Origin of the sequence: Paraburkholderia sp. C35, assembly GCF_003121405.1 — a bacterium.
Taxonomy (GTDB): domain Bacteria; phylum Pseudomonadota; class Gammaproteobacteria; order Burkholderiales; family Burkholderiaceae; genus Paraburkholderia.
The window spans coordinates 25,348-49,760 of the sequence record NZ_QBUY01000060.1; the positions used below are offsets into that span (position 1 = coordinate 25,348).

Consider the following 24,413-nt stretch of genomic DNA (forward strand, 5'->3'; position numbering starts at 1 on the left):
CGGGTTCATGTCTGGCGTTGCGCGTCAGTCCGTCAATGGGAAGCGCGTGCTTCGCGAGATCGCGAAGCACGCGTGAACGATACACAACTGGCCAGAAGAGATGGCGTCAGCCTGGTTGCTGCGCTGCTTCGGCAGCCTGCCAGTGTTCGTTGACGGCCTTGTCGGTGATGCGAACCTTCGCGATCAGCGGCAGGTAGCCGCGCAGCTTGATTTCGCCGACGGCAAGCATTTCCGAGCGGTAGATTTCCGGGGTGACCTTGGTGCCGTCCTTGAATTCGACGGTGTAGCCATCGATCGGCCCCCATCGGCCCTTCGGCACGGGTTCGACGTAAACATGCAACATGGTATTTTCTCCAGCGGTTTGAACAATCACTGGGCGTTCTTATCGGCTTGCCGGTCACCTGGCAGGGAGCCGTCGAACATTCCCCTCTTGTATAAGAGCGTACCGAAGTTGCTGCGACACGCGAACGTCGAATGTGTCGCTTCGCACACAATATTTATTAAATAAAATCATTGGCTTGCGATCGTCGTTTCACGATAAGAAACGAGTTTTTCCGATGCGCATTGCTATTACGGTGCCATGCAGCAAATAGTTTTGTGACACGGTTCCCCGTTCCGTATCGTGAGATTTGCGCGGTTCGCGCTCATGTCCAGTCGATCTGGAATGTGTAGCGGCTGAGCCGCTGCGTGAGCGTCTGTTGCTTTGTGCCGGTGCGAATGCGCGCGACCACGCCGCGCCGTCCGTCGACCACCATCTCTACCGCTATATCCTCGATGCCAGCCGCGTGCGCTTCCGCGACAATCGCCCGTTTGATTTCGCGCTGGACGAGTGCGGGCTTGTAGATCTTGCCAACGGCCGTGAGGGGAAGGCTGTCGACGATTTCGATGCGCTTCGGAACGGCGGCGCGTTCGGCAATCGACTGTGCAGCGAAGGACAGCAACTCGTCCGCCGTCGCCTCGCGCCCAGCGCGTAACTGCACATAGGCGACGGGCACTTCGCCCGCATGGGCATCGGGTGCGCCGACAGCGGCCGCCAGCGCGACAGCGGGATGCGACTGCAGCGGCTCTTCGATCAGCTTCGGCTCGATGTTATGGCCGCTGCGGATAATCAGTTCCTTCTTGCGGCCCGTCAGCCAGAAATAGCCGCGCGCGTCCTGTCGTCCGAGGTCGCCTGTATTGAACCAGCGGTGACCGTCGATGGTCGGGAAAACGCCTTCGTTATGGTGTGTTTCGAGGTAGCCCTTGAACAGCGTCGGCCCCGAGATCAGGATGACCCCGGCCTCGTCGGCCTGTGCATCGCGCAGATAGCGGCCTGCGTCGTCGAGTATCGCGACGCGAAGGCCCTGGTAGCACAGCCGGATGCCAATCGAGCCGGGCAGCCGTTCGCCATCGGGTGGATTGCAGGTCGATACGCAAGTCGATTCCGTCATGCCATAGCCTTCGAGAATGCGGATCTGCGTGCGCCGCTCGAATTCGCGGAACAGTTCGGCGGGCATGGGCGCCGCGCCGCACAGGCCGAATGCGAGCGAGGAGAGGTCGTGAGAACCCGTCGGATACTGGAGCAGCGCGGCATACACGGTCGGCACGCCGCCGAAGAAGTTGACCCGATAGTGTTCAACGATCGCCCAGAAATTCGCCAGCACGCCCGCGCCACGATAGCCCTGGGGCGTGCCGAGGATCACGTGATGCCCCTGCATCCACATCATGAGTCCCGTGACCATCGGCGCGTTGGCATGAAAGAGCGGCAGGCCGCAAAAGTTGGTCACAGTGGTGCCGTCGAACTCGAACTGCGCCATCGTCGACCACGCATCGGCGACTTCGGCGCCATGCGTGCGTACGGCGATTTTCGGCAGGCCGGTGGTGCCGCCCGTGCAGAAATACGAAGCGGTGTCGTCGCGCGTGAATGCGCGTGCGCTCTCTAGCCGATCTGCGGATTGGGCGCGCATCAGATGCCGCAGATCATGCACGGGCCAGTTCCGCAGGCGGATCTTTTCGCGCGTGGCTGCGAGCCGCAGTGCAAGCCCTTTGATCTTGCTGACATAGGGCGCGAGATTGACCCACACGATCTGCTGCAAGGTCGGCATTTGCGTCAGATGCGCGACGAGTCTGGGCCAGATGTCGACTCCCGGCGTCGGCGCCAGCGTGACCAGCACGGTGGCGCGAGCCGTGTCGATGAGGGCGGCGATCTGGGCTCCATCCAGCATCGGATTGACGGCCAGAACGATGCCCGCCGCTTCACCGCCCCAGATAGTGAAGTGCGTCTCGGGCAGATTCGGCAGCACGTAAGCGATGACATCGTCAGGTCCGACGCCGAGCACATGAAATGCGTTGGCGGCGCGCGTGATGTCGGCGAAAAACTGTGCGTAGGTCCAGTGGTGCGCGCGCGTGTAATGCGCCGCATCGAGGAAGAAGCTCAGCGCGGGCGAGTCCGGATGGGCGTGCGCGGTGCGTTGAATGGTTTCGTAGGTGCTTGCCGCGAGGCCGCGTGCTTCAAGTGGAACCGCCTCGGCTTGCTGGACGTCGAGCAGAGATCTGAAGGCCATCGGTTTCTCCCTGCTGCTGACAGAAGGGATACGCGCATCGCGATGCTGGGCGCATCGAGGCTAGCATGCGCGCGTTGGCGATGGCTGTCCATTCAGCTTTTGCTGCAAACGTCGTAGCGCATGGATTCAGTCGAAATCGACTCCACCGCTGCGATATAGCTCGCTCAGACGGTGAATCTGTGCAGGCAGCACGCGGCCCAGCGACAACGCGGGCAGTGCGTCGAGATCGAAGAAGCCGACCTCGTCCGTCTCGGTGCCGATCACCGTTCCCGCTTGCTCGATGACGCCGAGAAATACCAGCTTCCAGATATGGAATACGGAAGCGGGGTGCGCGTGCTTGTTCTTGTCCCACACGGCGAGCACACGTTCGATGTGCACCGTGTAGCCGCTTTCCTCGCGTGCCTCTTTCGCGGCATTCTCGGCAGGCGACAAACCGACATCGGCCCAGCCGCCCGGCAGCGACCAGAGGCCTTCTGCTGCCTCGCGCACCAGCAGGATGCGGCCGCCCTCGTCGAACACGGCACAGCGAACATCGAGTTTCGGGTTCGCATAACCCGATTCGAAGGCAAACATGTCTGCCACCGTACCGGCGTCCAGTGACGCAATCTCGCCAATCTGGCTATGGGCGATGCTGGCGATCTCGTCGTAGCGTTCCCGGTCGAATGGGCTGGTTGCGTAATGCAACCCCGTTTGTGCCAGTGCCAGCAGGCGGCGAGCCTGGCCGAGGCGGTGTTGGAAAGCGTCGCTGATGGTGGGTGCGATCATCGGATGCTCGCTATATGTCGCGCGTTGTCGAGGGCTAACCAGTCGTGGAGCAGCGGTCAAAAACGCATTAGAGCAAACATTGCGCGCATGATCGAGTGCCTATGCGGTTCGTCTCGCGGTGCGCACGCCTGTCAGCAACGCGAGCAGGAGCAACGCGATGCCATAGCCGCCCGCTGTGGCGTCGATGCCGACGAGATTGACCAGCACACCCGCAATGACGGCGGGAACGCAGAAGGCCAGATAGCTGACGGCATAGAACGCGGCCATCAGCGCACCACGTTCCTTCGCGTCGGCCAGTGGCAGCAACGTGCGCAGCGCGCTCTGGAACACCATGCCGACACCGCTTCCCGCCAGCACGGTGCCTGACCATCAGATCGCTAACGCCAACTGGCAACCACATAACGGGCATTCCATTCGACAGCGTGCTCGATCGCGAGCTTGCATCGACGTATGTGCACGTGCAGTGAAGAGATATCAGACGAGCCGCCAGCGCTGAGTGTTCAACCCATTGAATTCTGTAGGCCGATACGCCACCCCTTCATCAGCCCCCCACATCTCCGGGTGATAACATTTGTTGTCATCCTAATGCCCGGTACACCGTATGCCCGACAACTTCGACCAGCTCGCCGCCCTGATCCGCGGACGTTTCTCCGAACTCAGTCCGCAATTCCAGATGGGCGCGGCGTTTCTGCTCGATCATCCCGACGAGGTTGCCGTTTCGTCGATGCGTAAAGTAGCCGAACGCGCACAGGTGCAACCCGCGTCGCTAGTGAGGCTGTCGCAGCAACTGGGTTTTCCGGGGTGGAACGAACTGCGCGATCTGTTCGTCGCGCGCGTGCGCACGCGCCCGGAACCGCTGACAAGCCGCGCTCGCTCGCTGGTCAAAGGCCACGCGAAAGACGCGCTCGCGCACGATCTGCTCGTCGCGCAGCAGCACAATCTCGAAGTGACGGCCGCGCACAATACACGCGTGACTGTCGAAGCCGCCAAGCTGTTGCGGCGCGCACCGCACGTGCATGTCGCGGGATTCCGCTCGTGCTATGCCGTGGCCTTCGGATTCGTCTACGGTTACCGGCTGTTCCGTTCGTCCGTGTCGTTGCTGACTGGCGAAGCGGGCACGCTCGAAATGCAGTTGCGCGGCATCGAGCGCGATAGCGCGACGGTTGTCGTCAGCTTCGCGCCGTATTCCGTCGAGGCGGCACGCGTCGCCGAAGCCGCGCTGGAGAAGGGCAGCAAGCTGATTGCCATCACCGATAGCGCCGTGTCGCCCATCGCGCTCAATGCCGACAAGGTACTGATCTTCTCGCACGAAAGCCCGTCGTTCTTCCCGTCGCTGGTGGCGGCAACGGCGATTGCAGAATCGCTGGTCGCGCATCTGCTCGCGCTCGAAGGCACCGATGCTGTCCAGCAACTCGAACTCGCCGAGCAGTCGTTGCACGCGAAGGGCGCTTACGTGCCCTGACGACCCGGACGTATCCGACCACCATGCGTTCGAGACAACACACGCGTACAATGCATCTTCATTGACAACATATGTTGTTGTGAACTATAAATGCGCATCGCGTGTTGATTGATGTTCGAGGTGTCGTGTGTCGAAGCAGGTTTGGGAGTTGCATCGGATAGCGGGCGGGCCATTTGACATTGGCCGGCAGCTTGGCGAACTGGCGCGGCCGGTGTTCGGTGCATATATGCAGCAAAGCGACGCCTGGCGCGCCGTGCAGGCGTGGCGCGGCCACGCGTTCGTCCAGCACCTGCGCGACGCGGCGCGCGTGCATTGTCCCGCGCAACTGGCCGAGCTTGACGGCCTCGCGGCCGGTCTCGGCTGGTCTGCCGACGATATCTTCCTGTGGAATTGTCGCGGTGAACTCGTGCACAACGCGCCCGACGGCTGCACGACCTTTGCGGCGGTGAGTCAGGGCAATAGCAACACGCTCATTGCACACAACGAAGACGGCGATCCGTTCCTGCTAGGCAAAGGCATGCTGGTCGATGTGCAGCCTGAAGGCAAGCCCGGCTTCATCAGCTTCTATTACCCCGGTTCGCTGCCCGGTCATACATTCGCGGCGAACCGCGCGGGTCTCGCGCAGGCCATCAACAATCTGCGCATCCGTCAGCCCGCAACGGGCGTGCCGCGCATGCTGCTCGCGCGCGCCGTGCTCGATCAGCGTTCGCTCGACGCAGCCGCACAGCTTCTGCGCGACACGCCGCGTGCCAGCGGTTTTCATCACACACTGGGCGCCGCGGGCGACGCCCGTGTGCTCAGCGTCGAGGCCACTGCCATGCGCTGCTCGATCGAAACGGTCGTGGGTGTGTCGGGCCACGCGAATCACATGATCCATCCCGGTTGCAACGACGAGCCGCAGATCGTCACCGATTCGTCGCGCGACCGTCAGAGCCGCGTCGGCGTGCTGCTCGAAGCGCGCGGAAAGCAGAGCGACGGTGCCGCACTCGTCGACATGCTGCACGACAAGGCGCCCGCCGGTCTGCCCATCTATCGCGACGACCCGCACGATCCCGATGGAGAAAACACCCTCGCCACCGCGCTGTTCGACATCGGCAGCGACGGTGTCGCGCTGCGGGTGCATGCACAGCACGCCGTCGTCTTCGAAACCTTTATTGCACGCGCGGCGGCCTGAATGCCACCCGTTTGCGCACATTCCAGGAAAGCGCAATGACCACTGTATTTCACCGCATGCCGAAGCAGACCTTGCCTGTCGCCGTCAAAGGCGAGGGCATCGAGATCATCGATTCGACCGGCAAGCGTTATATCGATGCCTCCGGCGGCGCGGCTGTCTCGTGCCTGGGCCACAGCAACCAGCGGGTCATCGACGCGATCAAGCAACAGGCGCAGGCGTTGCCCTATGCGCACACGTCGTTCTTCACCACGCAACCCGCTGAAGAACTTGCCAGCTATCTGGTCGAACGCGCGCCGCAAGGGCTGGAGCATGTGTATTTTGTCTCGGGCGGCTCGGAGGCCATCGAGGCCGCGTTGAAGCTCGCGCGCCAGTACTTTGTCGAAGTAGGGCAGCCTCAGCGCCGGCACATCATCGCGCGCCGTCAGAGCTATCACGGCAACACGCTCGGCGCGCTGGCAATCGGCGGCAATGCATGGCGGCGCGAGCCGTTCCTGCCGCTGCTGATCGACGCGCATCACGTGACGCCGTGCTATGCGTATCGCGAGCAGCGCGCAGGCGAAACCGACGAGCAGTTCGCGCAGCGCCTCGCCGATGAACTCGAACAGAAAATTCTCGAACTCGGGCCGGACACCGTCGCCGCGTTTGTCGCAGAGACCGTGGTCGGCGCGACGGCGGGCGCGGTGCCACCCGTACGCGAGTACTTCCGCAAGATTCGCGCAGTGTGCGACCGTCATGGCGTGCTGCTGATACTCGATGAAATCATGTCCGGCATGGGCCGCACGGGCTATCTGTACGCATGCGAAGAAGACGGCGTCGTGCCCGATCTGCTGACCATCGCGAAAGGCCTCGGCGCCGGCTATCAGCCGATCGGCGCGACGCTGGTCAGCGACAAAATCTATCAGGCCATCACGGGCGGCTCCGGCTTCTTCCAGCATGGCCACACGTATATCGGCCACGCAACGGCGTGCGCCGCTGCGCTAGAAGTGCAGCGTGTGATCGCGGACGAGCATCTGCTCGATAACGTCAACGCGCGCGGCGAGCAATTGCGCGCGCTGCTGCGCGAGCACTACGCGCAGCATCCGTTTATCGGCGATGTGCGTGGTCGCGGCCTGTTTGTCGGCGTGGAGCTGGTGAAGGACCGCGCGACGAAAACGCCGTTCGATGCGAAACTGAAGCTGCACGCCGCCATCAAGCGCGAAGCGTTTCAACGCGGGCTGATGGTGTATCCGATGGGCGGCACCGTCGATGGCAAGAGCGGCGATCATGTGCTGCTCGCGCCGCCGTTCATCTGCACGCCGCGCGATATCGAACAGATCGTCGGCCGCCTGACGGATGCCATCGAAGGCGCGCTCGCCGCGACGGGCGCCGCCTGACCGAACATGAACCCTTGTACCCTTGTACCCTTGTACGAAAGAACTTCCGATGACTCAACGCCTGCCCACGTTCGACGCCAGCCACGCCACGCCCGACCAGAAAGCCGTGCTCGACGAGATCCTGTCGGGTCCGCGCGGCAATCTGAACGGGCCGTTTCTCGGCTGGATCCATAGCCCGGAGCTGGCGCAGCACGCGCAGCGGCTCGGCGCATTCTGCCGCTACAAGACGGGCTTGTCGCTGCGCCTGTCGGAACTGGCGATTCTCGTCACCGCGTCGCGCTGGCAGGCGCAGGCCGAGTGGTTCATCCACTATCCGATCGCGATCGATGCAGGCGTGCGCGCCGAAGACGCCGAAGCGATCCGCCTGGGCCAGCCACCCGCGTTCGCCGATGCCGACGACGCGCTCATCTACACATTCGCCACGGAACTGTACGACGCGAAGCGCGTGTCCGATGCGACTTACGCGAAGACCGTCGAGCGCTTCGGCCACGAGGTCACGATCAATCTGGTCGGTTTGCTCGGCTATTACGCGCTGGTCGCGATGACGTTGAACGTATTCGGCATGCGCGCGCAAGGTCAGGATTCGCTGCCATTCGCCGAATAAGCGCCGCGCATCCAATCCAGCAGAACCAGGATCAAACCCAAAAGCAAAGGCTCCGGCGACTGGATCAGTCGGCCGGAGCCTTTGTTGTTTCAACGGCAGCGCGTGATCGTCAGACCACGCACGCGCAGCGGGTTTTAGTTGCCGCGGAACGTCGAGAAGATGCGTTCTTCAACGCTCGGGCGCTTGCCCGATTGCGACGTGCCGGCTTGCACGCCACCGACTTCCGACGATCCTGCCGTCGCGCCGAATTGCGGCTTGGCGGGCGGGTACGCGACGTCGTTCTGGTCGAGCGAGCCGTTTTGCTGTGCAGCGACCAGTTCAGCCTGAACCTGCGCGCGCGACACGGGCGCGTTCGACTGCTGCGCGAACGAAACAGCGGGAACGATCAGAGCCGATGCGACGACCACTGCGGAAATAAGCGATTTCATAATGACCTCCGAGAACATTTGTTGATCGGTTCGGTTTGAACACGCTGTCCGAACCGTTGGATCAGAGTGTATTTCCGCCAGTGGTGATGAAAAAAGAAGCAGATCGGATAAACATTCTTGCGTAGGGTGAAATAATGGTCATGCGCGCCACTTCACGGCAGTGCCACCGATATCCGCCTATGATGAGGTTTCGGTCCACGCCCACGGCTAGTCTGGTGCGGCATGCGTGACGGGTGCCGAGCTGCGGATTCCGGGCGGGACCGGCGCGGCGGGCATCGCGGTTGAGAGCGCGGCGGCACGGACTCGACACAGGAGAGACTAATGAAGCGCAAAGCATCGGCAATCTGGCAGGGCGGTCTGCAAGACGGCAAGGGCTCGATCTCCACCGATAGCGGCGTGCTCAAGGACACGCAGTATTCGTTCTCGACGCGTTTCGAAAATGGCATCGGCACGAATCCGGAAGAACTGATCGCGGCGGCGCATGCGGGATGCTTTTCGATGGCTTTGTCGGCGGAACTCGGCAAGGCGAACATCAAGCCGGAGCGCATCTCGACCACGGCCACCGTCACGCTCGACAAGGACGGCGGCGGCTTTGCGGTCACGGCCTCGCATCTGGACGTGGTCGTGAAGATCCCGGGCGGCGACAAGGCGGCATTCGACAAGGCTGCCGCCGACGCGAAGGCCGGTTGCCCGATCTCGAAGGTTCTCAACGCGACCATCACGATGGATGCGAAGCTCGAAACCTGAGCGCGCATCGCAGGCATCGCTTTCCGCGTTGGCCCGGCCGGCCTGGTCCGTCCGGGCCAAATCGCTTATTCCCGTATCCGTTCCACATCCGCGACGGATGGAGCAGCCATGACAACACAGGCAGACAAGGCGCGGGCGTTTCGCGCGCTTCATGAGGCAAGCGGTCCATTCATCATTCCCAACCCGTGGGACGTCGGCTCGGCGCGCCTGCTGGAGGCACTCGGCTTCAAGGCGCTGGCGACCACCAGCGCCGGCTACGCATTCACGCTCGGCTTGCCGGACAACGCCGTCGGCCGCGCACAGATGATCCGGCATCTCGCCGAACTCGCGCCGTCGACGGATCTGCCCGTCAGCGCAGACCTCGAAAACGGCTTCGGCGACTCGCCGGAAGATGCTGCAGAAACCATTCGCCAGGCCGCCGCCGCGGGTGTCGTCGGTGGTTCGATCGAGGATGCGACGGGCCGCGCCGACGATCCCATTTACGCGCACGACCTCGCCGTCGAGCGGGTGCGCGCAGCCGTGGAAGCGGCGCGCGCGCTGCCGTTTCCGTTCACGCTGACGGCGCGCGCGGAAAACTATCTGGTCGGCCGCGCCGATCTCGCCGATACGATCCGCCGCCTGCAGGCCTTCCAGGAGGCGGGCGCCGACGTGCTGTACGCGCCCGCGCTGAAGACGCGCGAAGACATCGCCGCCGTGGTCAGTTCCGTCGAGCGCCCCGTCAACGTGCTGATGGGCATGGCAGGCATGCCGTTTTCCGTCGACGATCTGGCGGAACTCGGCGTGAAGCGGCTCAGCGTCGGCGGGGCGCTGGCGCGCGCGGCGCTGGGCGCCATGCTGCGCGCCGCCAATGAAATGCTCGGGCAGGGCACGTTCACGTACACCAACGAAGCGGCGTCGATGAAGCAGATCACCGATCTGTTCGCGGCTGTGCGCCAGCCGCGCTGAATCGGACTGAATGGAGTGTTGTTCCGGCGGCCCTGCGAAGGCCGCCGGTTTTTCTTGAATTCTTGAACAGGCAGTCATAAAATTGGTTGCATGACCGACCATCCCGTATCCCGGCGCGCAAGCGCTGCCAAACCGGAATCCGTGTGTCCGCGTGGACGCCCACGCGAATTCGACACCGACGCCGTGCTGGCCGAGGCGAGCAAGGTGTTCTGGCGCAACGGCTTCCACGGCACCTCCGTCGACGATCTGTGCAACGCGACGGGCGTGCTGCGCGGCAGCCTCTACGGCGTGTTCGGCGACAAGCACGGCATCATGATGGCCGCGCTCGACCACTATGCGGAAGGCGCGATTGCGGGCCTTGTCGAGCGCCTGAACGCGAACGTGGCGCCCGAAGTCGCGCTGCGCAATGCGTTGTTGCACCACACGCGTGCCAGTTCGTCGTTGACAGGTTGTTTCATTACCAACAGCACGCTCGAACTGCAGCCAGAAGACGAAGCGCTGCACGCGAAAATCCGCGCAATCCAGCGGCGTGTCGTGACTCTGCTTGCGGCTGCCGTGATCCGCGGCCAGGCGGCGGGCGTTTTCGATAGCGATCTCGATGAAAAGGCGGTCGCCGATTTCCTGCTGTGCATGACGCAAGGCTTGCGCGTGCTCGGCAAATGCCAGCGCAAGGAAGACGAGCTGAAAGCCGTCGTCGATGTCGCCATGCGCGCACTCACCTGAAAATTTTTTTTGTCGATTTTTTGAACGATCAGTCATGAATGAGACATGCATGAAAGCATCGGGCGTGAGCGTGCCGTCCGCAACCGCACAGCCTCCTGGCAAGCCTGAAGCGCAACCGCATCAGCGCTTCGAGCGGCAAGGGCTGGCGTTGACGGTGCTGTTCGTCGGTGCATTTCTCGCGCCGCTCGATTACTTCATCGTCAATCTGGCGCTGCCTGCCATTCACACCGGCCTGAACGCCTCCGACGCGCAATTGCAGCTGATCGTCTCGGCCTATGCCTCGGCCTACGCGGTGCTGCTGATTACGGGTGGACGGCTCGGCGATCTGTTCGGCCGGCGTCGCATGTTTATGGCGGGCATGGCGGGTTTCGTGGTGGCATCGGCGTTGTGCGGCTTTGCGCCGAACGGGCACGTGCTGGTGATCGCGCGGATCGTGCAGGGCATGGCCGCTTCGGTGATGGCGCCGCAAGTGCTCGCGACCGTGCGTGCCGTCGTGCCGCTGCATCAGCAGACGCGCGTGATGGGCTTCTATGGCTTCGTGTTCGGTCTCGCGTCGATCGTCGGGCAACTCGGCGGCGGCGCGTTGATCACGTATCGTCCGTTCGGGCTCGACTGGCGCGCGATCTTCCTGATCAACATTCCCGTCGGCATTCTGGCGTTCATCGGCGCGTGGAAGTTCGTGCCGGAGAATCAGTCGGCCACGCGCGAGAGCGTCGATCTGAAAGGCGTCGCGTTGCTGGCGGTCGTGCTGATGCTGCTGATCTATCCGATGACGCACGGGCGCGAAGCCGGCTGGCCGTGGTGGACCTTCGCGATGTTCGCGCTCGCGGCGCCTGCGCTCGCTGCGTTCATTGCGGTTGAGCGTCAGGTGGAGCGCAGCGGCGGCAGCCCGCTCGTCGATCTGCAACTGTTCCGCAATCCGGCTTTTTCTACGGGACTCGTGCTGGCATTCCTCTTCTACTGCAATAGCGCGTTCTTTCTCACCTATGGCATCTATCTGCAGACAGGCTTGCACTGGACGCCGCTGCAATCCGGCATCGCGATCATGCCGTTCGCGCTGGGCTTCGTCGCCGGGCCGCTGACGTCGCCGGCCGTGGTGAAGCGCATTGGTGGCCATGTGCTGACGCTCGGTTTCTCGATGATGGCGATCGGTTTCTCCGTCACAGGCTGGGAGGCGACGCACGCCACGCTCAGTACGCTGTTCTACGCCGGGCTGCTTTTCGCGGGCGTGGGGCAGGGGCTGGTCTTGCCGTCGATCATGCGCATCGTGCTCGGCGAAGTGGCGCCGGCGAAGGCGGGTCTCGCGTCGGGTGTGGTGACCTCGACGTTGCAGATCGGCTCCGCGTTCGGCACGGCAGCCATCAGTGGCGCGTTCTTCGGTGCGCTGTCGGCGAATGCAACGGCGGCGGGCTACGCATACGCCTTCCAGCGCAGCCTCGCGATCAATGCCGTGCTGATGGTGGTGTGCATCGCGCTCAGCGTGACACTGGTGCGGCATCAACAGCATGCCCATCGACGTGCGATTAAAGCGGCTTAGGGAAAATCCCGAGCGGCTGCATTTTTGTATATCGGCAGAACAAATATACGGCGGTTAATCGCCGATAACGTTTCCAGCGGCTGCGGCAGCTGGAATGCAGCCGACCGCCATTGCGCATCGCAACTGATTTTTTCCGTTCAGCAGTGATGCGCTTATTCACAGATGACGCCGATTATCCCGCTTGCATGGGTTTTTAATCGACGTTTGTGGCCTCGATGTCATCATTATGACAGCCGGTGGTCGGCTGGATTTACGTATACCCTGAATACCAGGCCTAAACGGCAAACTGATGCGTGTTGCGCAACAGCATGGCGCCTTTGCCAGCAAGCAGTTCCAGCGCTAAACAATATCGAACGAACGTTCGACGTATACAGTCATCTATTTCGCTTTTGCTGAAAACGCTTCCAATAAAAATTACTTGCCGACGAAATATTCGATTGTTAATCTTGCCCCCACTCTTATTAATCTGTTGGACCGCGGTGCGTTTATGGCAGTGAATTTTCAGCCAGCCTAATGCTTATAACGGGGACATCCATGCTGACTGCTACTTTCGACGCATTTGATACGACACAAACGCCGCAAATCAATGTTGGGGATGTGGTGACGCTGAAGGCGGGCGGCCCCCGCATGACCGTGACTTATATTGGCGCGCTTGCCCGCCAGGCGGGTGAATGGCTGGTGTGCCAATGGTTCGATGATCACGGTGAATTGCGCCAGGAAACTTTCTCGCACGAAGAGGTGCGGGTGCAGCCGCGTTCGATTCCGGCCGGATCCGTGCATCAGCACAGATTTGCGAGGTTTGTCGCTCGCTGAGCGGGTGTTTCCGTCGCTGTTATTCGCGATCTGACTTCGTGAAGCAGCAAGTCATATCGCGAATGCCTGCGACAACCCCAATCTGAATACCCAGGCGCGGGCCGTCGGCTCGCGCTTGTCATTTAGCGCCGTGCTTCCGTCGCCATTCTCACGGCAAGGCCTGCCAGCACGGTGCCCATCATCCAGCGCTGCACGACGAGCCATGTTGGCTTGCGCGCCAGAAACACGGCAATCGAGCCCGCCGTCATCGCGACCGTCGAATTGACGGAAATGCTCAATGCGATCTGCACCGCGCCAAAAATCAGCGACTGGCTCAGCACGCTACCGTGCTGCGGATCGATAAACTGCGGCAGCAGCGATAAATACAGCACGGCGATTTTCGGATTCAACAGGTTGGTGACGAATCCCATCGTGAAGAGCTTGCGCGGACTGTCGACAGGCAGATCGCGCACCTGAAACGGCGAGCGCCCACCCGGCTTCACGGCTTGCCACGCGAGATACAACAGATACAGCGCACCGCCGAACCGCAACGCGTCGTACGCGAACGGCACAGCGAGCAGCAACGCAGTAATGCCAAACGCCGCGCAGAACATATAGAACACAAAGCCAAGCGCGACACCGCCAAGCGAAATCAGACCCGCCGTGCGGCCCTGACAGATCGAGCGTGAAACCAGATAGACCATGTTCGGCCCTGGCGTGAGCGCCATGCCGAGCGCGACGAGCGCGAATGCAATGAGATGCGGGAAGGAGGGCATTGCGTGAGCTCCGTGGAAGGACAACCGGTCGAAGGATCGCTGCAAGGCCCAGGCGCGCGGCGTGACGGGAATGACATCGGAATGAAATCGACACCCGGACTGAAACCCAGGTATCCCGGTTCGCGTTCCCCGGTGGTGATCCACCTCGATTGAGCGCCAGTCGCGCGAACCCGTTCATTGTTTCGCGTGATGCTGGCGCCTGCCAGAGACAGAAGCGTCCTCAGCCGTCGATACACTTGAGCGCCAACGCTGCCGTCCGCGCCACGAACTAGCCGCGACCCGCGACAAGCTCAGTTGCGCAACGGCCGGAAGAAGCGCCGGATCTCTTCGGCCAGCAACGCGGGTTGTTCCATCGCAGCGAAGTGGCCGCCGCGCGGCATGTCGGCGAATTGCGCGAGGTTGAACACGCGCTCGATCCACGAACGCGGCGGCTGGCTGATCTCCTTCGGAAAGCGCGCAAAGCCGAGCGGCGGCGTCACGCGCTGGCCCGGCTCGAAGCGCAATGGCCGCGCGCGCGTTTCGGCATAGAGCCGCATCGACGAGCCGATCGTCTGCGTGTGCCAGTACAGCGAGAGATCGGTCAGCAGCTGGTCCTTCGAGAAAACGCGCTCGATGTCGCCATCGCAATCGCTCCACGCACGGAATTTTTCGACGATCCACGCGGCCAGTCCTGCAGGCGAATCGTTCAATGCGACTGCCGCCGTATTGGGTTTGGTCGCGTGCATGTGCGCATAGGCGCCTTCGGCATCGGCGAATACGGCTTTCGATGCCAGAAAATCCTGTTCTTCCTGCGTGATGGCGGGATCGCCGGGCGCGATGCCCGGTGCGTACGAACTGGGCAGGAAGTTGAGATGAATGCCGTCGACATGTTGCGCATGGTGCGTGGCCAGCGCGATCGACACGGCTGCGCCGAGATCGCCGCCTTGGGCGCCGAAGCGTTCATAGCCGAGTCCGCGCATCAGTTCGACCCATAAATCGGCGATGGAAAACACCGACATTCCGGGCTTCGACGGGCGCTCCGAAAAACCATAACCGGGCATCGACGGCACCACGACGTCGAATGAATCGGCAGGATCTGCGCCAAACGAGGCCGGGTCGCATAACTGCGGCAGGAGTTCGCTGAATTCGATGAACGAGCCAGGCCAGCCGTGTGTGATGACGAGCGGGTAGGGCTTCGGACCCATGCCGCGCGCGTGCACGAAATGCACGGCGAGGTCGCCCGTCTGCGCGATGAACTGCGGCGCCTGATTGAGGCGCGCTTCGGCTGCGCGCCAGTCGTACGCGCCCGCCCAGTAATCGACGAGATCGCGCAGATAATTCAGGTCGGTGCCGAGCGCCCACGGCGCACTGTCGAATGGATCGGGCCAGCGCGTTTGCGCGAGCCGCGTCTTCAGCGCGGCCAGCTCGAAGTCGGGAATCGAAATCTGGAACGGCGTGATCTGCATCGGATGTGTCCTTTGCGGTAGAGCGGCAAGCCTCGCGGCGAGCGATGTCATGCACAGCGCCGATAAACGGCGCCCCTGACGGCGTTATTTAGCCGAGCGATCGCGCGATTGACGCAACTGCACGCGCTCGCCGAGCCGTTTGGTGAACGCCCGCATGCTGATGATGCGCCGCGAGCGCACCACTTCACCTTCCAGATTGACGGGCGGATTCGGCTGCCATGCCCAGTACAGCGCAACCAGCCAGCCGAACACCGTCCAGCCAAGACACGCGTTGAACAGCGCAATGGTCAGCATGTCGTAGCGCTTGCGGCGGTCGGCGATGATCGACGGTAGAAAGTACAGCGCCAGCGCGGCCACCGTCGCGACGCCCTGCATCATCATCTCTTTGTTCATCGAGCCTCCCCTTGGCGCAGCGTGATCCGCGGTGTTATCCCGTCATTGTCGCGCGAACGGGCATTGCGCGCTCGGCGCTGAAGGGCGATTGCAAGGCGACGCGTCAAGCTGATCGTAAGCCAGCCGGCAGGCGCGGCCGCACGAGCGTGCCGCATGGTTCCTACGAATTCGGCAACGCGGCCACGAGGGTCTATCATGTGCGTTTCGACTGCACCGGATATGGCAATCATGATCTCCGACGATACCCAACAGGCTCAAACGCTCAATCACGACACACTGCGCGAATTCGTCGATCGCAAATGGAACGATGAGATCGTGCCGGCGCTCACCGACTATATCGCCGTGCCCGCGAAGAGTCCGGCTTTCGACGCCGATTGGGAAAAGCACGGCTACATCGAGCGCGTGATCACGGAAGCCGCGAAGTGGGCCGAGCAGCAGCCGGTGCGCGGACTGAAGCTGGAAATCGTCCGCCTGCCGGGCCGCACGCCGGTGATTTTCTTCGAATCGCCCGCCACGCGCTCGGGCAGCACGGACACCATCGTGCTGTACGGCCACCTCGACAAACAGCCGGAATTCGACGGCTGGCGCAACGACCTCGGCCCGTGGACGCCGAAGTTCGAAGACGGCAAGCTCTACGGCCGCGGCGGCGCGGACGACGGCTACGCCATCTACGCGAGCCTCACGGCGATCGCGGCACTCGACGCGCAGGGCATCGAGCGCCCGCGCTGCGTCGGCCTGATCGAAACCTGCGAAGAGTCGGGCAGCTACGATCTGCTGCCGTATGTCGATGCATTGCGCGAGCGGCTCGGCAAGGTTGGCCTCGTCGTGTGCCTCGATTCGGGCGCGGGTAATTATGACCAGCTGTGGCTCACCACGTCGCTGCGCGGGCTGGTATCGGGCGATCTGGAAGTGCAGGTGCTCGACGAAGGCATTCACTCGGGCGGCTACGGCGGCATCGCGCCGTCGAGCTTCCGCATCATGCGGCAGATGTTCGAGCGTCTCGAAGACGCCGCCGACGGCACGCTGCTGCCGAAGGGGTTCCATTGCCCGATCCCGCTCGACCGTCTCGACGAAGCCGAAGCGACCGCAAAGATTCTCGGCGACGACGTGTGGAAAAAACTGCCGTGGGCCTGCGGCCAGGACGGCGGCCCCGTGCTGCCGACCACCACCGATCCCAAGGAAGCGCTGCTCAACTCGACGTGGCGTCCGTCGCTGTCGGTGACGGGCGCGGCGGGTCTGCCGTCGCTCGCCGATGCCGGCAACGTGCTGCGTCCGCGTACTGCGTTCAAGCTGTCGCTGCGTCTGCCGCCGCTGGTCGACGCCGAAAAGGCCGTGCAGCAGATGAAGTCGCTGCTGGAATTCGATCCGCCGTACAACGCCAAGGTCACGTTCAAGCCGGACGCGGGCGCCGCGACGGGCTGGAATGCGCCGGAACTCGCGCCGTGGCTCGGCACGGCACTGAACGACGCCTCGCGCCAGCACTTCGGCGCAGACGTTGCGTTCATCGGGCAGGGCGGCACGATCCCGCTGATGAACGTGCTGAAGGCGGGCTTCCCGACCTCGCAGTTCATGGTGTGCGGCGTGCTCGGTCCGAAGTCGAATGCGCATGGCCCGAACGAGTTCCTGCACGTGCCGTACGGCAAGAAACTGACGGCCGCCGTCGCTGAGGTGATCGCTTCGGCACCTTGATGTTGTTCACGCGCCGTCTGCATTGAAGCGCTTTGCACGGGAGAGGCCGGATGGCTTCTCCCGCTGTCTATCTGCTGGTTTCCTGCTGGGTTTCTGCTGTTTCTTCGCGGTCTATCCGCTGTCCAATCGCTTTCCTTGACGAGCCATCATCGAATGAACGACACGCGCACGCCTGCTCTCCGTATCCCCGCCGCTCAACTGCACGAGTATGTGCGCGCCATCTGGCTGCAAGCGGGCAGTTCGCCGCGTGAGGCTCAACTCGTCGCCGATCACCTCGTCGCGGCCAATCTCACGGGACACGATTCGCATGGCGTCGGCATGATTCCGCGCTATGTCGATTCGCTGCGTGACGGTCAGCTGAAGCTCAATACGCAGGCGAGCGTGGTGAAGGATGTCGGCGCGGTGCTCACCATCGACGGCAACAAGGGCTTCGGCCAGGTCGTCGCGCATGAAGCGATGGAACTCGGCATCGAGCGCGCGAAGAAACTCGGCGTGTGCGCTGTCGCGCTGCGCAACGCGCATCACATCGGCCGCATCGGGCATTGGGCCGAGCAGTGCGCGAAGGCGGGTTTCGCGTCGTTCCACTTCGTCAACGTGGCGGGCGATCCACTCGTGGCGCCGTTCGGCGGCGCCGACCGGCGTATCGGCACCAATCCGTTCTGCGCGGCTTTTCCGCGTGAAGGCAAGGCGCCGCTCGTGCTCGACTTCGCGACCAGCGCCATCGCGTATGGCAAGGCGCGCGTGGCGTACAACCAGGGCAAGCCGACGCCGCCCGGCGCGCTGATCGACCACGCCGGCAATCCGACCATCGAACCGAAGGTGATGATGGAAGAACCGTTCGGCGCATTGATGCCCGTAGGCGGGCAGGCGGGCGGCCACAAGGGCTTTGGCCTCGCGGCGATGTGCGAGATCTTCGGCGGCGCGTTGTCGGGCGGCTACACGACGCACACCGACACGCTGCAAAAGACCAACGCGATCATCAACTGCATGGTGTCGGTGATCGCCGATCCCGCCGCCTTCGACGCACCGAATGCCGAGGCCGAAGCCGATGCGTTCATCGACTGGGTGAAAGCGTCGCCGCTCGCAGCGGGCGCGGAACGCATCTATGCGCCCGGCGAGCCGGAACGTGCGACGCGCGCGGAGCGCGAAGCCAACGGCATTCCCGTCGATCCGCAAACGTGGCGGCAGATCCGCGAAGCCGCGCTCGCAGCAGGATTGCCGCAGCAAGCCGCCGATGACTGGTCGGCACACCTGCGCTAGGCCGCCAGATATAGCGACGGCACAGACCGTTGCATCCACATCGAAATCCACGTTTCGACATCGGCGCGTCACACGCTGCGAGAGCGGGGCGCGCGCAGCCATCCAGTTCACATTGACCCGAAAGCGGCGATTCCGCCAATTTGCCGCTTTTCGCCCAAAATCCACAAAGAATGCAATCGGAATAGGCGTCGATTGCGTTAAAACGTTTGCTGATCGTTTGCCGGTCAATTCGACCGAAATTAAAACCAATCTTCTAATTACTGCTTTGTTCCCTCTGTAAAGCGACGCGCAGAACAAGCGTTTGAAGTTTTGCTTCGGGAGGCAATCGTTTGCGCAACCCGCTCCTGGCAAGAAGCCCGTCCAGTGGGCGTTGCCAAAGTTATGACGAACTGCATTCTTCTGTACGTTAGCCCCCCCCAGCGGATTCTGGTCTGTTTTAGGCTCGCAATGCTTCACCGAAGTATTCCAACTTTAAAAGGACCGTTCAAAATGAATCTGCAAAGCCACCACGCCTGCCGTCCGTTCCTCGAAGCTGGCAAGCTGTCGCAAATCGCCGCGTATTACGAAGAAGAGCGCAACATCATGTGGATGATGTTGCGTGCTCAACCGCGTCCGTGCTTCAACCTCGAACTGGTGCATGACATTCTCGAACTCGCGCGCGCCGCGCAAGAGTCCGGCGTGCGCATCGATTTCTGGGTGACAGGCTCGGTAATTCCGACGATGTTCAACGTCGGCGGCGACCTGAGCTTTTTCGCCGACGCGATCCGCAGCGGCCGGCGCCAGGAACTGATGGCGTATGCGCGTGCCTGTGTGGATTGCGTGCATGCTGCTGCACGTGGTTTCGACACCGGCGCGATTTCGATTGCGATGGTCGAGGGCGCGGCGCTCGGCGGCGGTTTCGAAGCCGCGCTCGCGCATCATTTCGTGCTCGCGCAGAACGACGCGCGCATGGGCTTCCCTGAAATCGCCTTCAACCTGTTCCCCGGCATGGGCGGCTACTCGCTCGTGGCGCGCAAGGCGGGCATGCGTCTCGCGGAAGAGCTGATCGGCGGCGGCGAATCGCATACGGCCGAGTGGTACGAAAGCCGTGGCCTCGTCGACCAGCTGTTCGAACCGGGCGATGCCTATGTCGCGACCCGCACTTTCATCGATACGTTGCGCCCCAAGCTCAACGGCATCCGTGCGATGGTGCGGGCGCGCCAGCGCGTGCTGCAGCTGTCGCGCGCGGAACTGATGGAAATCACGGAAGACTGGGTGCAGGCCGCGTTCACGATCGAAGAGAAGGATCTGGCGTTCATGGAACGCCTCGTGATGCTGCAGACCCGCCGCTCGGGTAATCTGCGTACTGCCGCTATCAACGTTGCGTGAAGAGAGAAGGTAGTCTGATTGGCAGAACGCCCCCGCGCCCTGGAAATACTCGCGCTCCGTCTGCACCCGTCAGGAATTCACGCAATGTTCAGCATGGCGTCAACATCGCTTCAACGGTAACAGGCAATAAATAGGCAACACGCAGCATGCAATCTGCAGTAAGCAATCGCACCAGCAGTCGTCAGGCAGGAGATCTCTCAGGTCGAGCGAACTTTTCGGGGGTTCAGGCGATCAACCGGATCTTCTGCCTGTCATGCAGCCAGCGTTCGAATTCGGCTGCAGGCATGGGTTTGCCGTACAGATAACCCTGTACGTATTCAACGCCCAGTCCCTTCATGAACAGTTCTTCCGATTCCGTTTCCATCCCTTCCGCCACCACCTTCAGCTGCAGCGCCTGCGCGACGGCCACCATCGAGCGCACCAGCGCCTGAGACTTCCTGTCGGCATTGATCGAACTCACGAAACTGCGATCCAGCTTGATCACGTCGAGCGGAATGCGCCCGAGTTGCGACAGCGAAGAATAGCCGGTGCCGAAATCGTCCAGATGAACCTGCGCGCCGAGATCGCGGAATTGCGTGATGAGATCGATGGCGGCGGCCTCGTCTTCGATCAGGCAGCTTTCCGTCAATTCGATATCGAGCAGGCAGGGATCGAGGTGCGCGCGCTCCAGCGCCTCGCTGAAATGCGTCACGACAGCCGTATCCACCAGTTGTCGCGCCGACACGTTGAGCGCCACCCGCAGCGACAGCCCGCGCGCCTTCCATTGCGCGGCCTGTTCGGCCGCCGTCTGCATCACCCAGCGGCCCAGCGGCCCGATCAGCCCTGACTCTTCCGCGTAACGGATGAAGGCGGCGGGCATGATCTGCCCGCGCTCCGGCGAATTCCAGCGCACCAGCGCCTCGACACCGTAGACGGTGCCCGTGGCCAGCGACAGCTTGGGCTGATAGTGCAGCGTCAGCTGGCCTTCTTCGAGCCCGCGCCGCAGGTTGGTGTCGAGCCACATGTACTCGGCGACCTTGCGGTTCATCTCCGGCGAGAACACGCGATAGGTGCGCTTGCCGTCGTCCTTGGCGACGTACATGGCCGTATCGGCGGCACGGATCAGCGCTTCGAGGCTGTCGCCGTGTTCGGGGAACATCGCGATGCCGATCGAGCAGCCGGTGTAGACCTCCACCAGCCCAAGGCTGAACGGCACGCGCAGGCGCTCCAGAATGCGCTGCGCCATTGCCTCCATCGACGCCACGGAAGCCACCGGCGACAGCACGATGAACTCGTCGCCGCCCAGGCGAGCGAGGGTGTCTTCGTCGGCGAGGCACTCGCGCACGGCCGCCGACACATCCTGGATCAGCCGGTCGCCGAACACGTGGCCGTAGTGGTCGTTGACCTTCTTGAAGTTGTCGAGATCGAGAAACAGGATGCCGACGGATTCACCCGCTGCCGCGCCGGCAATCGCCGCGCGCGTCTTGTCGTGGATCGCGTTGCGGTTGGGCAGACCCGTGAGGGAATCGGTGTTCGCCAGTTCGGACAGACGATCCTTCGCGCGCCTTTCTTCCGTGATGTCGGTGCCCGAGCAGATCAGGAACTGTTCGTCGACGCCGCTGCCGCTCATCACGAACTTGTTGCGAAACAGAAAGAGCCGTTCGCCCTGCACGGTGCGCACGCGGCGCTCGACTTCATACGCGACGCCCTGGTTGAAGAAGCCCGAGATGTTGTGACTCGATGCCGCGCCCGCTTCCGACGACATGAAAAGCGCCCACACGCTGCGCCCGACCACGTCTTCTTCGCGCATGCCAGTGAGTTCTTCGGCGAGCCGGTTGAAGCGCTGGATGCGGCCGTTCTTGTCGACGATCACGACCACGGAATTGACTTCCGACACGACCTGCTCGGCAAACGACAGACCATGCACGAGATCGCGCGCGACCGATTCCGTGTCTTCGTACGCCGACGCCGTGCCCGCCCAGGTGCTGCTGTTGAGTTTCTTGCCGACCAGATGCAGACGCAATGATTCGCCGCACAGGCGCACGTCCATGGTCAGGTGCGAGGTGATACCCGAGAGCTTGCGGATCTGCGCGGCCTGCGCGCCCGACAGCGCGATGGCGACCGTGGCCGCATCGTCGTCTGTCTCGGGCGTCAGTTCGAGCGCATTGCTGTCGCTCGACAGCCGCCAGCAGGGGCTGCTCGTTCCGAATCGGGCGAAAAGCACCTGATCGTGTTGGTCGTCGTTCATTAGGGGTCCCCGGGCAAAAATTGCCTCCAGTCGAGCTCCGAATACGAGTACAGCACGCGGCGGCGAAGGTCTTATTGACTGATTGCTTCATTGTAACGAAGCGGCCGGGCCTGCGGCTCCGAATTGATTAACGACCTTTGAATCACCTTTCTTTAACCACAAAGCATAGAAATAAATGATGCATGATGGGGATCGGTTCCGCAAACGTTGACGCGCGATTGCGCACGTCCGTGCTACATGCCATGCTCGCGTGGCGATATAAAAAGCGCGACGGCAGACCAGACCGGTTGTCCACCTTTCCGAGGAGGGAGACATGAGCACGCTGTCGTCAGTTCGTCGCAGGGCTATCGCGGCCCATCTTCAATCAGGCGCCGTTCCTTTCGATCCATTTCCATGCGCGGCGCGTTCGTACGCACCGTATCAGCGCAAGCGACGCGTCGCGTGCGCTGTCGCACTGGCAGGCTTCACGCTGTTGACGGGTATCGCGCGCGTGGCGAGCGCCGATACGCAAGTCGGCGGCCCCTTGCCGCCGCCACCCGATCAACTCTATGGCGACCTGTTCGTCGCCGTGCAGACCCAGCAGATCTACCCGGACCAGAAGACCTTCGTGGACGCGCTGCCGAAAGCCGATCCCGCCACCATCCTGCAAGCCTACGAGACACAGAAGAACCATCCCAATTTCTCGCTGGCGAGTTTCGTCGACCAGTACTTCACACCGCCGTCCGAGCCGGTGATCACGCCGCCGCCGAACCAGTCGTTGCGCGATCACATCAACTGGCTGTGGCCCGAACTGACGCGCACGACGACGAGCGCGCCGTCATACAGTTCGCTGATTCCGATGCCCAAGCCCTATGTGGTGCCCGGCGGGCGTTTCCGCGAGGGCTATTACTGGGACACCTATTTCACGATGCTCGGGTTGCAGGAGTCGGGAAACGAAGATCTCGTCGACAACATGCTCGATAACTTCGCGTACATGATCGACACGTACGGCCACATTCCGAACGGCAATCGCACCTACTATCTGAGCCGTTCGCAGCCGCCGTTCTTCTCGTACATGGTCGAGCTGGCGGCGAAGGTCGAGGGCGGGCGGGTGTATCAGAAGTATTTGCCGCAGATGCGCAAGGAATACGCGTACTGGATGCAGGGCGCGTCGACCACGAAGCCGGGTGAAGCGACGCGCAACGTCGTCGTGCTGCCGGACAGGACGGTGCTCAACCGATACTGGGACGCGCTCGACACGCCGCGCGACGAATCGTATCTGGAGGACATACAGACCGCGCAGCAGGCAACGGGGCGCGCGCCGAACGAGGTGTATCGCGATCTGCGCGCCACGGCGGAGAGCGGCTGGGATTTCAGTTCGCGCTGGTTCGGCGACAACATGAATCTGACGACCGTTCGTACTACTGCGATCATTCCTGTCGATCTGAACAGCCTGATGTTTCATCTGGAGACGACGATTGCGCGCGGCTGCTCCGAGGCGCGGGATTTTGGCTGCGTGGTGCAGTTCATCGGCAAGGCGGCGAAACGTGCCGAGGGGATCAACCGGTATTTGTGGAACAGCAAGGGTTACTACGGCGATTACGACTGGAAGCTCGCGAAGTCGCGCGACAACCAGACCCCGGCGATGCTGTATCCGCTGTTCGCGGGCGCGGCGTGGCCTGATCGGGCGCAGAAGACGGCGAATGTCGTCGCGGGGGTGTTGTTGAAGCCGGGTGGATTGACTACGTCGACGTACGACACGACCCAGCAGTGGGATGCACCGAATGGCTGGGCGCCGTTGCACTGGATCGCGATCGAAGGTTTACGGCGGTATGGACGCGCGGATCTCGCGCAGCAGATTGGGACGCGGTTTCTTGCCGATGTGAAGAATGTTTATGGCAAGGAGCAGAAGCTGGTTGAGAAGTATGTGGTGGAGGGTTCCGGGACGGGAGGTGGTGGTGGGGGTGAGTATCCTTTGCAGGATGGGTTTGGGTGGACTAATGGTGTTACTTTGAAGTTGTTGGATCTTTATGCTCCTGGGGAGTGAGCTGGTTTTGGTTTTGGTTTTGCTTTTTGCTTTTGATTTCGCTGGCATCCGCGATTCGGTGTCAGTACTTCATGCGTCGCCCCTGTGCGGGGCAGCACCTACTTTTCTTTGCCGCGGCAAAGAAAAGTAGGCAAAA

22 protein-coding genes and 1 riboswitch are annotated in these 24,413 nt (G+C 62.4%); of the genes, 13 read left to right on the forward strand and 9 right to left on the reverse strand.

Annotation, left to right across the window (positions count from 1 at the left end; genetic code table 11):
• Positions 1–106: 106 nt before the first annotated feature.
• From DK391_RS28015 to DK391_RS28030, 4 genes are all read right to left on the reverse strand, one after another.
• Positions 107–343, reverse strand: coding sequence for a hypothetical protein (locus tag DK391_RS28015; protein WP_109481263.1), 237 nt, complete (start codon positions 341–343; stop codon positions 107–109).
• A gap of 301 nt (positions 344–644) precedes the next feature.
• Positions 645–2,543 (reverse strand): acyl-CoA synthetase, encoded by a 1,899-nt coding sequence (locus tag DK391_RS28020; RefSeq protein WP_109481264.1) that lies wholly within the window; start codon positions 2,541–2,543, stop codon positions 645–647.
• A gap of 126 nt (positions 2,544–2,669) precedes the next feature.
• Positions 2,670–3,308 carry an NUDIX hydrolase gene (locus DK391_RS28025; protein ID WP_109481265.1) on the reverse strand — a complete coding sequence of 213 codons (639 nt, stop codon included), beginning with the start codon at positions 3,306–3,308 and terminating at the stop codon, positions 2,670–2,672.
• Between the two features lie 99 nt (positions 3,309–3,407).
• Positions 3,408–3,665 carry a hypothetical protein gene (locus DK391_RS28030; RefSeq protein WP_162600924.1) on the reverse strand — a complete coding sequence of 86 codons (258 nt, stop codon included), beginning with the start codon at positions 3,663–3,665 and terminating at the stop codon, positions 3,408–3,410.
• Positions 3,666–3,909: 244 nt separating this feature from the next.
• Between DK391_RS28030 and DK391_RS28035 the strand changes: the two genes are divergently transcribed.
• The 4 genes from DK391_RS28035 to DK391_RS28050 all read left to right on the forward strand — a co-directional run bounded on the left by DK391_RS28035 (position 3,910) and on the right by DK391_RS28050 (position 7,921).
• Positions 3,910–4,770 carry a MurR/RpiR family transcriptional regulator gene (locus tag DK391_RS28035; RefSeq protein WP_109481267.1) on the forward strand — a complete coding sequence of 287 codons (861 nt, stop codon included), beginning with the start codon at positions 3,910–3,912 and terminating at the stop codon, positions 4,768–4,770.
• A gap of 127 nt (positions 4,771–4,897) precedes the next feature.
• Positions 4,898–5,944 carry a C45 family peptidase gene (locus DK391_RS28040; protein WP_109481268.1) on the forward strand — a complete coding sequence of 349 codons (1,047 nt, stop codon included), beginning with the start codon at positions 4,898–4,900 and terminating at the stop codon, positions 5,942–5,944.
• Positions 5,945–5,979: 35 nt separating this feature from the next.
• A complete protein-coding gene (locus DK391_RS28045; protein ID WP_109481269.1) occupies positions 5,980–7,317 on the forward strand; it encodes an aspartate aminotransferase family protein in 1,338 nt (445 codons plus the stop codon).
• Positions 7,318–7,366: 49 nt separating this feature from the next.
• Positions 7,367–7,921 (forward strand): carboxymuconolactone decarboxylase family protein, encoded by a 555-nt coding sequence (locus DK391_RS28050; protein ID WP_109481270.1) that lies wholly within the window; start codon positions 7,367–7,369, stop codon positions 7,919–7,921.
• Positions 7,922–8,055: 134 nt separating this feature from the next.
• On the opposite strand, the gene DK391_RS28055 is transcribed toward DK391_RS28050, so the two are convergent.
• A complete protein-coding gene (locus DK391_RS28055) occupies positions 8,056–8,349 on the reverse strand; it encodes a DUF4148 domain-containing protein (protein ID WP_109481283.1) in 294 nt (97 codons plus the stop codon).
• Positions 8,350–8,670: 321 nt separating this feature from the next.
• On the opposite strand from DK391_RS28055, the gene DK391_RS28060 reads away from it, so the two are divergent.
• The 5 genes from DK391_RS28060 to DK391_RS28080 all read left to right on the forward strand — a co-directional run bounded on the left by DK391_RS28060 (position 8,671) and on the right by DK391_RS28080 (position 13,114).
• The gene (locus DK391_RS28060) at positions 8,671–9,096 is read left to right on the forward strand and encodes an OsmC family protein (RefSeq protein ID WP_109481271.1); all 426 of its coding nucleotides are present in this window, start codon (positions 8,671–8,673) and stop codon (positions 9,094–9,096) included.
• Between the two features lie 108 nt (positions 9,097–9,204).
• The gene (locus DK391_RS28065) at positions 9,205–10,041 is read left to right on the forward strand and encodes an isocitrate lyase/phosphoenolpyruvate mutase family protein (RefSeq protein ID WP_109481272.1); all 837 of its coding nucleotides are present in this window, start codon (positions 9,205–9,207) and stop codon (positions 10,039–10,041) included.
• Between the two features lie 90 nt (positions 10,042–10,131).
• Complete coding sequence (locus tag DK391_RS28070) at positions 10,132–10,764, forward strand: TetR/AcrR family transcriptional regulator (RefSeq protein WP_109481273.1); 633 nt, start codon at positions 10,132–10,134, stop codon at positions 10,762–10,764.
• A 49-nt stretch (positions 10,765–10,813) separates the two neighbouring features.
• The gene (locus DK391_RS28075) at positions 10,814–12,301 is read left to right on the forward strand and encodes an MFS transporter (RefSeq protein ID WP_109481274.1); all 1,488 of its coding nucleotides are present in this window, start codon (positions 10,814–10,816) and stop codon (positions 12,299–12,301) included.
• Positions 12,302–12,835: 534 nt separating this feature from the next.
• Positions 12,836–13,114, forward strand: coding sequence for a YodC family protein (locus tag DK391_RS28080; RefSeq protein ID WP_109481275.1), 279 nt, complete (start codon positions 12,836–12,838; stop codon positions 13,112–13,114).
• 122 nt (positions 13,115–13,236) lie between these two features.
• On the opposite strand, the gene DK391_RS28085 is transcribed toward DK391_RS28080, so the two are convergent.
• The 3 genes from DK391_RS28085 to DK391_RS28095 all read right to left on the reverse strand — a co-directional run bounded on the left by DK391_RS28085 (position 13,237) and on the right by DK391_RS28095 (position 15,707).
• Positions 13,237–13,869 carry a LysE family translocator gene (locus tag DK391_RS28085; RefSeq protein WP_109481276.1) on the reverse strand — a complete coding sequence of 211 codons (633 nt, stop codon included), beginning with the start codon at positions 13,867–13,869 and terminating at the stop codon, positions 13,237–13,239.
• A gap of 39 nt (positions 13,870–13,908) precedes the next feature.
• Positions 13,909–14,043, reverse strand: a riboswitch (ZMP/ZTP riboswitch).
• 116 nt (positions 14,044–14,159) lie between these two features.
• Positions 14,160–15,314, reverse strand: coding sequence for an epoxide hydrolase family protein (locus DK391_RS28090; RefSeq protein WP_109481277.1), 1,155 nt, complete (start codon positions 15,312–15,314; stop codon positions 14,160–14,162).
• Between the two features lie 84 nt (positions 15,315–15,398).
• Complete coding sequence (locus DK391_RS28095) at positions 15,399–15,707, reverse strand: superinfection immunity protein (RefSeq protein ID WP_109481278.1); 309 nt, start codon at positions 15,705–15,707, stop codon at positions 15,399–15,401.
• Between the two features lie 228 nt (positions 15,708–15,935).
• Here DK391_RS28095 and DK391_RS28100 point away from each other — a divergent pair, with 228 nt between their 5' ends.
• The 3 genes from DK391_RS28100 (at position 15,936) to DK391_RS28110 (ending at position 20,024) form a co-directional block, all read left to right on the forward strand.
• Positions 15,936–17,396 carry a M20 family metallopeptidase gene (locus DK391_RS28100; RefSeq protein WP_109481284.1) on the forward strand — a complete coding sequence of 487 codons (1,461 nt, stop codon included), beginning with the start codon at positions 15,936–15,938 and terminating at the stop codon, positions 17,394–17,396.
• 153 nt (positions 17,397–17,549) lie between these two features.
• On the forward strand, positions 17,550–18,656 hold the full coding sequence (locus tag DK391_RS28105) for a malate/lactate/ureidoglycolate dehydrogenase (protein WP_109481279.1): 1,107 nt from the start codon (positions 17,550–17,552) through the stop codon (positions 18,654–18,656).
• A gap of 489 nt (positions 18,657–19,145) precedes the next feature.
• The gene (locus DK391_RS28110; protein ID WP_109481280.1) at positions 19,146–20,024 is read left to right on the forward strand and encodes a crotonase/enoyl-CoA hydratase family protein; all 879 of its coding nucleotides are present in this window, start codon (positions 19,146–19,148) and stop codon (positions 20,022–20,024) included.
• 223 nt (positions 20,025–20,247) lie between these two features.
• On the opposite strand, the gene pdeR is transcribed toward DK391_RS28110, so the two are convergent.
• Positions 20,248–22,251 carry a cyclic di-GMP phosphodiesterase gene (pdeR, locus tag DK391_RS28115; RefSeq protein ID WP_109481281.1) on the reverse strand — a complete coding sequence of 668 codons (2,004 nt, stop codon included), beginning with the start codon at positions 22,249–22,251 and terminating at the stop codon, positions 20,248–20,250.
• Positions 22,252–22,564: 313 nt separating this feature from the next.
• Here pdeR and treA point away from each other — a divergent pair, with 313 nt between their 5' ends.
• The gene (treA, locus tag DK391_RS28120) at positions 22,565–24,277 is read left to right on the forward strand and encodes an alpha,alpha-trehalase TreA (protein ID WP_239482974.1); all 1,713 of its coding nucleotides are present in this window, start codon (positions 22,565–22,567) and stop codon (positions 24,275–24,277) included.
• Positions 24,278–24,413: the final 136 nt, after the last annotated feature.